General features: G+C 42.5%; 6 protein-coding genes. 5 read left to right on the top strand and 1 reads right to left on the bottom strand.

From position 1 onward, the window contains the following. Positions 1-106 precede the first annotated feature (106 nt). The 3 genes from RTX25_RS11760 to RTX25_RS11750 all read left to right on the top strand — a co-directional run bounded on the left by RTX25_RS11760 (position 107) and on the right by RTX25_RS11750 (position 4592). Entirely contained in the window at positions 107-1489 is a 1383-nt protein-coding gene (locus RTX25_RS11760; RefSeq protein ID WP_312653911.1) for a tryptophanase, read from the top strand. Positions 1490-1692: 203 nt separating this feature from the next. After that, positions 1693-2583 carry a hypothetical protein gene (locus RTX25_RS11755; protein ID WP_312653909.1) on the top strand — a complete coding sequence of 297 codons (891 nt, stop codon included), beginning with the start codon at positions 1693-1695 and terminating at the stop codon, positions 2581-2583. A 290-nt stretch (positions 2584-2873) separates the two neighbouring features. After that, positions 2874-4592 (top strand): LPXTG cell wall anchor domain-containing protein, encoded by a 1719-nt coding sequence (locus tag RTX25_RS11750; RefSeq protein ID WP_312653907.1) that lies wholly within the window; start codon positions 2874-2876, stop codon positions 4590-4592. 76 nt (positions 4593-4668) lie between these two features. On the opposite strand, the gene RTX25_RS11745 is transcribed toward RTX25_RS11750, so the two are convergent. After that, positions 4669-5589 (bottom strand): Gfo/Idh/MocA family oxidoreductase, encoded by a 921-nt coding sequence (locus RTX25_RS11745; protein ID WP_312653905.1) that lies wholly within the window; start codon positions 5587-5589, stop codon positions 4669-4671. A 322-nt stretch (positions 5590-5911) separates the two neighbouring features. Between RTX25_RS11745 and RTX25_RS11740 the strand changes: the two genes are divergently transcribed. Both RTX25_RS11740 and RTX25_RS11735 read left to right on the top strand, forming a co-directional pair. Next, positions 5912-6613: an ABC transporter ATP-binding protein gene (locus RTX25_RS11740; RefSeq protein WP_312653903.1), complete on the top strand. Its 702-nt coding sequence runs from the start codon at positions 5912-5914 to the stop codon at positions 6611-6613. Further along, on the top strand, positions 6614-10102 hold the full coding sequence (locus RTX25_RS11735; RefSeq protein ID WP_312653901.1) for an FtsX-like permease family protein: 3489 nt from the start codon (positions 6614-6616) through the stop codon (positions 10100-10102). It begins immediately after the preceding gene. Positions 10103-10104: the final 2 nt, after the last annotated feature.

The raw sequence follows: 10104 nt of genomic DNA, 5'->3' as shown, positions 1-10104 counted from the left end.
TACTATGTTTCAGCTGTTTTTATTTTTGTTGCATTTAAATTTGACATTAGGCATTAAGGTTCAGATAAATAAGGGGCACAAATTTTTAGAAGATGGGGGAAAATTAATGAGCGTTAAGTACTTTGCAGAGCCTTTCAAGATCAAGATGGTCGAACCGATCAAGATCCTGACCAGAGAAGAAAGAATCGAAAAGATCAGAGCGGCGAACTACAATGTGTTCAGCCTGGCTGCCGAAGACTGCTATATCGACCTTCTGACAGACAGTGGAACGGGGGCCATGAGCGCAAACCAGTGGGCGGGAATCATGCTGGGGGATGAATCCTACTCAGGGTCCAAAAGCTTCTATAAGCTTCAGGAATCCGCAAAGGATATTTTCGGCTATGAATTCATTCAGCCGGTCCATCAGGGCCGTGCAGCGGAAAAAGTTGTCATGCCTATTCTTCTTGGAGAAGGTAAAGTATCGATATCGAATATGCACTTCGATACCACAAGAGCTCATGTGGAAATCGCAGGGGCAAGAGCAGTGGACTGCGTAGTGCCTGAGGCTCTTGATACAGAGTCCTATGCACCTTTCAAGGGAAATATGGACAATGAGAGACTTGAAAGACTCATCGAAGAATACGGCAGCGAAAATGTCGGAGCCATCATCATCACTGTAACAAACAACAGTGCAGGCGGACAGCCTGTATCCATCGCAAACATCAGAGAGACATCAGCAGTTGCGAAGAAATACGGAATCAAGGTGATCATCGATGCGGCAAGATACGCCGAGAACTGCTATTTCATCAAGATGAGAGAAAAGGGTTATGAGAACAAGAGCATCAGAGAAATCGCAAGAGAAATCTTCAGCTATGGAGACATCTTCACCATGAGTTCGAAGAAAGATGCCATCGTGAATATCGGAGGCCTCATCGGCGTAAAATCCGATGCGGAAATCTTTGAAAAGGTCAAAGCGAACACCATTCCGTCTGAAGGATTCATTTCATACGGCGGCTTGGCCGGAAGAGATCTTGAAGCGCTTGCTGTTGGACTTCAGGAAGGTGTTGATGAAGACTTCCTGAGATATAGAATCGGTCAGATGGAATACCTGGGCGGAAAGCTTGATGAAGCGGGTATCGCCTACCAGAGTCCAGTCGGCGGCCATGCAGTATTTCTGGATGCGAAGAAGCTTCTTCCCCATATTCCTTACTATGAATTCCCCGCTCAGGCACTTGCCGTTGAGCTCTATATCGAAGCAGGAATCAGAAGCTGTGATATCGGATCCTATATGCTGGGCAATGACCCTGATACAGGAAAGCAGATTGAATCGGAATTTGAATTCACAAGACTTGCAGTGCCAAGGAGAGTCTATACTCAGTCTCATCTGGATGTGATCGTGGAAGCGCTCATCGAAATCAAGAAGAGAAAAGATGAACTGAAGGGTTACAGAATCACCTGGGAACCGAAGATTCTCAGACATTTCACAGCAAGACTTGAGCCGCTTGAATAAAAGGAATACAGAATGTGATGGACTGGGAGCATTATGCTCCCGGTCCATTATGTCGTTGAGGCTTTTTCCATAAAGATGATTTTGGTCTATCTGAATGATTACGGTACAATTCTGGCAGGACATATAGTAATGAAGATAAATAATATGCTATTATTAAATAATAATATTTATTGTCATAAGTCTATTTGAAAGGAAGTTAAATCATGCATCAGGAACCCGATCACAATCACAAGGAACATAAAATCCAGTACATTCTGATCAGCGGCATTGTCATTCTTCTTGCTATAAACAGCATGATTTTCATCAGCAAACTGAGAAGTATCGAAAATCAGGTTCAGCATATGACAGGTGTCATAGCAGGTAACGGATTCACCAGCGACCTGTCGGGTATGGAACAGAGACTCTTTGAAGAGATGAAAAAGGGCGCAAGTATCCTCACACACAGCAGCAGCAATATGGAGGCAAAAGACGGATTTTTCGAAGTGACGGTAAATGTCGCACCTAAGGAAGTCAAAACAGAAGATAAAGTTTTCATCATCATTGATAATCAGAAAGTGCAGGCGAGGAGCATCAATGGGGTGACCTATGAAGCGGTGCTTCCGGTCAAGTCTCTTAAGACAATAAAGCCCTATGTGGTCATTGAAAATGGAGACAATCACCTTCAGGAGGTTCTTCCGGAAATCTATTTCGATCAGTTTACGGCGCTTGAACTGAGCAGTGTCGGTATTGGGGAAGAGGATAAAAATCTCAGATTTGATATCACAGCAATGAATGAGGAAACCATGTCTTTACTTGAAACGCTGAATGATGCGGAAGCGGTCATAAAGGATGAAAATCAGAATGAAGTCAGAAGACTTCCACTCCTTCCGTTAGACCCTGAAAGCCCTGGTGCTGATGAATACGGCTATAAGAAGAAATCCTATGAGGTCAAACTTCCTGAAGATCTGTATCAGATGGCTTCATTCAACGTCTACGTCATCATTAAAGGAAGCGGAATCACCTTAACCAGCGACGAGATCTACAACTTTTCAAAGTCTGCAGTCCAGCAGGGTGTATCTGCAATAGGAGGATTCTCCATATCTATTGATGAGTAGATAAAATATATATTTATAAAGTGTGTGATTTATCTTCGTAAGTGAGTAATCATACACTTTATTTTATTTAGTAGTTGATAAGCGTTTACAGATGAATTTTAATTGATATTAGCGATTGATATAATAGTATAGATAGAATTTATGCATTAAAATATTATATATTGAATAAATGTAGCTTAGAAGTAAGATAATCAAAAGTGCTGGTTATAATAAGTTATTGATATTAAAATTGTATTATGATATTCTGAGATAGTCTTAAATTTATACTATATTATTGTATGGGGTGTTTTATGAGTATTAAAAAATTGCTGTCACTATCGCTACTAGCCGTATTTCTTTTCTCAGTTAACATTGGTCCTTCAAGTACTGTAAATGGAGATGAATTAGAAGTACAGAGTCTTGGTTATGTTGATATTGATGAACTGTTTTCTTCAATAAAATTCAATAAAGATCACTATGACTATAATGATGATGTCATTCTTGAAGTAGAACTTGGAGAACATTATGGTTCCGATGTAGTAGTAGAGAGAGTGCGATTGAGAGCTGAAAGTTTTGACATGGGATATAGCTGGTATGGAGAAAAAACTGGTGATAAAACTTTTCAGTTTAAGCAAGAATCCATAAGTACGATGGATAAGCTCTACGGTGTAGAAGTATCAGGATATAGAAATGACGTTTATTTCAGCGATTCTTATTATGGTTTTGATTCTGAGTATTCATATACTACTGATTTGAAATGGATGGGAATAAGCGTAGGTCATACACCCATTGAGCGATTCTATAAAAATATTCAGACAACCAAGCAAATCAGAGCTGGAGAAACCTTTGAAGTTTCTTTTCAATTTGCGAATTTTTGGGACTATGAGAAACTCAACTTGATTTATGTTAATAAGTCTACGAATAAAGAAGTTGTTATACCAGTAGAAATGAATATTGCAGGACAATTGACCGGAAAGCTTTCACCAGAGATGGAAGGGTACGCCGCAGGTAGCTATATTTTAGATAGAATTACACCAGTTGGACCAGAAGCTGAGTGGCTAATAATTCATGCAAGAAACCAGTTGTTTAATTCAGGAATGATGTATTTTGGAACAGTTGATATGAAAGTCTTTGATTTTGATATAATAAAGACAATACCCGTAGAGAAATTAGAGGAAAATATTGCAGAAGTTGGCAAAGATTTTGATTTAGAAACTGCTGATTCTATAATTAATGTAATCCTTGAAATGCCTGAGAGTAAAGAAAAAGAAGGATACTTAGAGGCAATCACAGCTGTGATGAAGGAACAGAAAATAGTTAATGATTTTCCTGATAAAGAGATAATCAAGGTAACAGAAGGTCTTTTTGAAAACATCAGAATGCCTGAAGTGCTGGATAAAGATGTTAAAGCTGTAGAGGTCAGAATTGAAGCGAAGGCACTTACTAAAGAAGAAGTTCTTCATCTTCAGATTAAGTCGCGAGAAACAGAAAAAACTCTTCTGGTTTATGATATGAGCCTGATGAAAAACATCATTAAAACTGATGGAACTGAAACTTTAAGTGAAATCGATAATGCTGATATCAAAGCTATTTCTATTTCGGTACCGGTGCCAGAAGAATACAATGACATAGAAAATCTTGTCATGGCATTTGTTGATGATGACGGGAATGTAACGCTTAAAGAATCTGTAGTTACTGTTGTTGATGGAAAGAGAATATTGACATTTGTTACGGATCACTTCTCATACTATGCGCTTATGGAAACAACAGAAGAAGTAACCGTTCCTGAAGAAGAAGTATCTGATAATCCTATAGAAGAAACAGATACTCATGAAGTAGTAGAGGAAGTAGTCACAACACCAGTAGTAGAGAAAGAAGAAGTTGTGTCTGAGGAAGATAAAAGTGATATAGTAAAAGAAACAGAAACTGAAAAACTGCCTGAAGCTGGGAATGCTAGTTCCATGATCTTTATAATATCAGGAATTGGAAGCAGTCTTACAGGATGGAGTATACTTAGAAGAAAAAAATGATAACTTAAATGAAGAGACCTCTCCCTATCAGCTTTTTCATGGGCTGAAGGGGAGAGGTGTTTTTTCTCTATCTGACTTAGCTTGTTCTGATGATGGATTCAATGACTCTTTGTGTTGCCAGTGCATCCATACCTGAGGATTCAGGCTCTGTGTCCGTGAGGACTGAGCTTACGAAGTGCGTGATCGCATCTTCGAATCCTTTGGTTTTCTCTACGGTATCCCACTGTGAGGGAGAGAGAATTCTCTTTTCATTGTTCTCTTCGATTTCGACCGTGGCAAGGTCGATGACTCTTAAGGTTTTTCCTTCATTGATGACCTCGATGATTTCAAGGGTTCTTCCGGAGTCTCTATGTAGGAGCGTTTCGATCTTACATCCTTCAGGACTGCTGAAGTAATGGTTGGCATAGATCAGCTGGTTATCAGAATTCACGGCGATACTGCCATCCACCATGATGAGCTTGCCGTCGAAGAACCACCTTGCGGTATCCACGAGATGGATATAGTCATCGCTTATAGTGAACTCTGAATTCTCCGGTCCCACTCTGTTTGATCTGTTCTTGATGATTCTGATGAGCGAGGTGGAGGTGATGTTGTCCTTCATCATCTTATAGAGCGGAGCAAACCTTCTGTTGAAGGTCACCATGAGCTTCGCTTTATTGTGAACGGAAAAGAACACCAGTCTTTCACATTCATCTACTGACGATGCGAGAGGTTTGTCCATGAGGACATGGATTCCTTTTTCCAGGAAGAACTTTGCCAGTTCGAAATGGCTTTCTGTTGAAGAATTGATGATCACGGCATCAACATTATTGGACAGTTCTTCAAGGCTTTCATATTCTTTTACACGATATTCTTCCGCGAACGCTTTTCTATTCTCGGGTGTTCTGCTGTAGCAGCCGGAAAGTACCCAGTCTTTCTCAATGGAAAGTACAGGCATGTAGGCTTTTCTTGCAATGGACCCAAGGCCCACAAGTCCGATTCTCAATTTTCCATCCATATAGATATCCTCCTAAATGATGTGGCTCGTCTATTTTAAAGCTTTAATCTTTTCGTTTTGAGTATTCTGATATTTCAATATATATTCATATTATAACGGTTAAATCTATGCTTTACAATATCATTCACCTGGCCTGTTCGTCAGGGAAGATCTCGCGCTGGTGCTTCATATTCAACGGCAGAAAAATCACAGAATTTTTTTGCTCAATCTATTCTTTTTTTAAGAAAGGCATGATAAAGTGTTTTCATCGGGAATCTGATTGACTAACGGTCAGTCAGTCGTAGAATCTAACAGCATACTAAAGAAGGTACAGGTGAGAATAATGTCATTTATTGAATTAAATAACGTGCAGAAAAGATATAAGATGGGAGAAGTAACAATCACCGCCGTTGACGGCGTGGATTTTACCATAGAAAAAGGAGACTTTGCGGTGGTTGTTGGCGCATCAGGCGCAGGTAAGACAACAGTGCTTAATCTTCTCGGTGGAATGGATACATCAGATGGAGGTACCATTCTTGTGGATGGCAAAGACATCAGCAAGTATTCCAGAAAAATGCTCACAGAATATAGAAGATTTGACATCGGTTTTGTGTTCCAGTTCTACAATCTGGTTCAGAATCTTACCGCCCTTGAAAATGTGGAGCTCGCATCACAGATTTCAAAAGATCCTCTTGATGCCTATGAGGTACTTGAACTTGTGGGACTGAAAGACAGAACAGATAATTTTCCTTCTCAGCTTTCCGGAGGAGAGCAGCAGAGAGTGGCAATCGCAAGAGCTCTTGCAAAGAACCCGAAGCTTCTTCTCTGCGATGAGCCTACAGGAGCCCTTGATGATGCCACAGGAAAGAATATCCTGAGGCTTCTTCATGACACCTCAAGAGAGAGAAAGATGACGGTTGTGGTCATTACCCATAATGCCGCACTGACCGCTATGGCTGATAAAGTCATACGCATGAAGAACGGAAAAGTAAGGGAATACTACATCAACGAAAATCCTGTTCCTGTAGAAAGGATTGAGTGGTAAATGAGACAGAAGTCATTTTATAAAGATCTGAAAAGAGCCATTTCAAACAGCAGATCCAGATTCCTTTCCATCATGGCCATGATTGCTCTTGGTGTAAGTTTCTTCGCCGGAATAAACGCCACGAAGCCGGATATGATTCTATCTGCGGATACCTACTATAAAGACTATGCACTCTCTGATTTCCGTGTGATGTCTCCACTTGGTTTCTCGGAGGAAGACCTTGAAGAAGTCAGATCTCTCGATGATTCATACAGGGTCATGGAGACCTACAGCAAGGATGTTTTTCTGAGCACCGGGGAAGAAAGGTCCGTCATCAAGCTTTACAGCTACGCCCTAAATGAGGAGGAAAAACTGAACAGACCCATGGTCACTGAGGGAAGACTTCCAGAAGCCTCAGGGGAAATCCTCCTTGAACAAGATGTCAAAACTTTCCATTCCATCTCAGTGGGAGATGAGGTTACGATTTCTCTTCCTGAAGAAGAGAATCTTGAAGACTCTTTCAGTGAAGACACCTATACAGTGGTAGGTTTTATGAGATCGCCTCTTTACATCACCTATGAAAGAGGACAGACGAATATCGGAGACGGCTCCATCGATTATTTCGGATACATTCCCGAAGAAGATTTCAGCTTGGATAAGGTTACGGATCTTTTCATCGAAACCAGGGAATCGAAGAACCTCACTGCCTATTCCGATGCCTACGACGAGTATCATAAACCGATGAAAGACTCTCTTTCGGAATACGGCATTTTTGCCATGCAGCGGGATACCCAGGAGCTGAAGGATGAGATCAGTGAGGGTGAGGCAAAGCTTAAGAAAGAAAAGGCGGATGCTGAAGAAAAACTTGCCGATGCTGAGCAGAAGCTCATCGATGCAGAGAACGAGATTAATGACGGTGAAAAGAAGCTTAACGAGAATGAAGCGAGGTATACCCGGGAGTTTTCGGACAGGCGTCAGGAAATCAGAGAAGGTAAGGATGCACTTGAGAAGGGCAGAGCCGAATATGCAGCAGGATACAACACCTGGCTGACAGGCTATAACGCTTATCAGGATGGAATGGCAGAACTTCTGTCTTCCAAAGCGACCCTTGATGATGCGAGAAACCAGATCGAGCAGGGGGAAAGAGATCTCGCTTCTGCAGAAGCTCAGCTAGAGGAGGCGAAGAATCAGATCGGACTGCTCACTCAGGCTCTGGAGGGCCTTAAGGGAATCCGTGCAGGACTTCCTGAAGGTACGGAGCTTACTGAAGAAGAATACTTAAGCCTTATACAGCAGATCACTATGCTTTCCCCTGAGCTTGGCGCTTTTCTTGAAGCCAATGTTCCGTATGATGATCCGAATCTTATGGTTACCCTTAGAGGCGCTCTGGACTCTACCATTCTTGAGCTTCAGGAAACACTGAGCGGTGCAGAGGCAGCCTATGGAGAGGGTGTTCTCGAATATGAATCCGGTGCCGCTGCCCTTTCTGAAAGCAGAAAGCAGTATGAACAGGGACTTCTGGGGTATGAGGAAGGTTTAAGAGAGCTTGAAGCTTCAAAAGGAGAAATCGATGCCGGAAAGGCTGAGCTTGATCAGGCGAAAGCGACTCTTGATTCCAGCGAAAGAGAGCTTACAGATGGCGAGAAGAAACTAAGCACAGCAGAAGCTGAGTTCAGACAGTCCATCAAGGACGGACGCACAGAAATCGCTGAGGGAAAGATCGAGCTTTCTGAGGGGAAGGCAAAATTCTCCAAGGAGAAAGCGGATGCCCTGAAAAAAATCAGTGAAGCGGAAGAGGAAATCCGTGATGCGGAAAGAATGATTCTTGAAATTCCGACGGAGTGGTTTGTCTATTCAAGAGACGGTTATCCAGGTTACGCTTCTTTAGGCGATGATGCCAAAAGGCTGGGATCCCTTGCAACCGTCTTCCCGCTGTTCTTTTTCCTGGTTGCGGCACTTGTATGCCTCACGACCATGACAAGAATGGTGGAAGAGGAGAGAGTGCAGATCGGCACACTTAAGGCGCTGGGATACAAGACACCGACCATCGCCATGAAATACATCACCTATGCGCTTCTTGCGAGCCTTATAGGAAGCATCATCGGATTTACAATTGGTTTCCAGCTGTTCCCAAGGCTCATCATTACAGTATACGGCTCCATGTACAGCACCCCGTATATCATGACTCCGTTCCGTTTCGATCTGGCACTCCTGTCCACAGCAATCGCTGTGCTTACCACAGTATCTGCAAGTCTCTTTGCGGCATTGAGCGAGCTTAAAGAGACACCTGCAAACCTCATGATGCCGAAGGCACCAAAGCCCGGCAAGAGAATACTACTTGAACGGATCACACCTCTCTGGAAGAGAATGAGCTTTTCCTATAAGGTGACCTTCAGAAACATTTTCAGATACAAGAAAAGATTCCTGATGACCGTGCTTGGAATCTCCGGATGTACTGCACTTCTTGTTACGGGCTTCGGTATAGGCAATTCGGTCAATGCCATCATGGGCAGCCAGTTTGAAGACATTTTTGTCTATGACGGAATGGTCTATTTTGATGAGGACAAGGAAGACCTCAATGTAGAGACCATCCTTGGAGAAAACAGTGAAATAGAAACCTACTTGACCGCGCACAACGAAAGTGTATCGGTGTATCAGAAAGGGTCCAGCAGAGAATATGAGACAAACCTTCTCATTCCTGAGGAAAGTGCAGGCCTTAGAGGCTTCATCGACCTGCATGATCGCGTAAGCAAAGAGGAAATCGAGCTTAATGAGGATGGTGCTGTCATTTCAGAGAAGCTGTCAAAACTTCTGGGCGTCTCTGTCGGGGATACTTTAGTCTATCGTGATACAGATTCAAGAACCTATGAGTTTAAAATCTCTGCAGTTGTTGAAAATTATCTTTCACACTATATCTATATGAGTCCGGACTACTTCAAGGGTGTGACACTGAGAGATGCAAGCGTCAATGCCGGGGTGTTTACCCTCAGCGATCCTGAAGGAATCGACGAATCGGCATTCAATGAGCAGCTTCTCGAGAATGAAGGCGTACTTGGCGCGATGCTTGTGGACACCATTCAGGAGGAGTTCGGAAAGAGCCTGGAATCCCTTGACTATGTGGTCTTCATTCTGGTTCTTGCAGCAGGAGCACTTGCTTTTGTCGTGCTTTATAACCTGACCAACATCAACATCACGGAAAGAATCAGGGAAATCGCAACCATTAAGGTGCTGGGCTTCAGAGACAAGGAGGTTTCCGCCTATGTCTACAGGGAGAATATCTTCTTAACCATCATCGGAACACTTGTCGGGCTTATCATCGGATTCTTCTTTCACCGGCTTGTCATCAACACCATGGAAATCGACAACATGATGTTCGGACGAGTCATCAGCACCATGTCGTATTTCTATTCCATGATTCTGACCATGGGATTTGCAGTATTTGTGAATCTGTTCATGTACCGGAAGCTGCAGCAGGTGGATATGGCCACATCATTGAAGTCAGTCGAATAGGA

The organism is Proteiniclasticum sp. (assembly GCF_032054185.1).
Taxonomy (GTDB): domain Bacteria; phylum Bacillota; class Clostridia; order Clostridiales; family Clostridiaceae; genus Proteiniclasticum.
The sequence above is the reverse complement of the archived record's forward strand: the minus strand, read 5'-3'. Positions and strand labels throughout refer to the sequence as shown.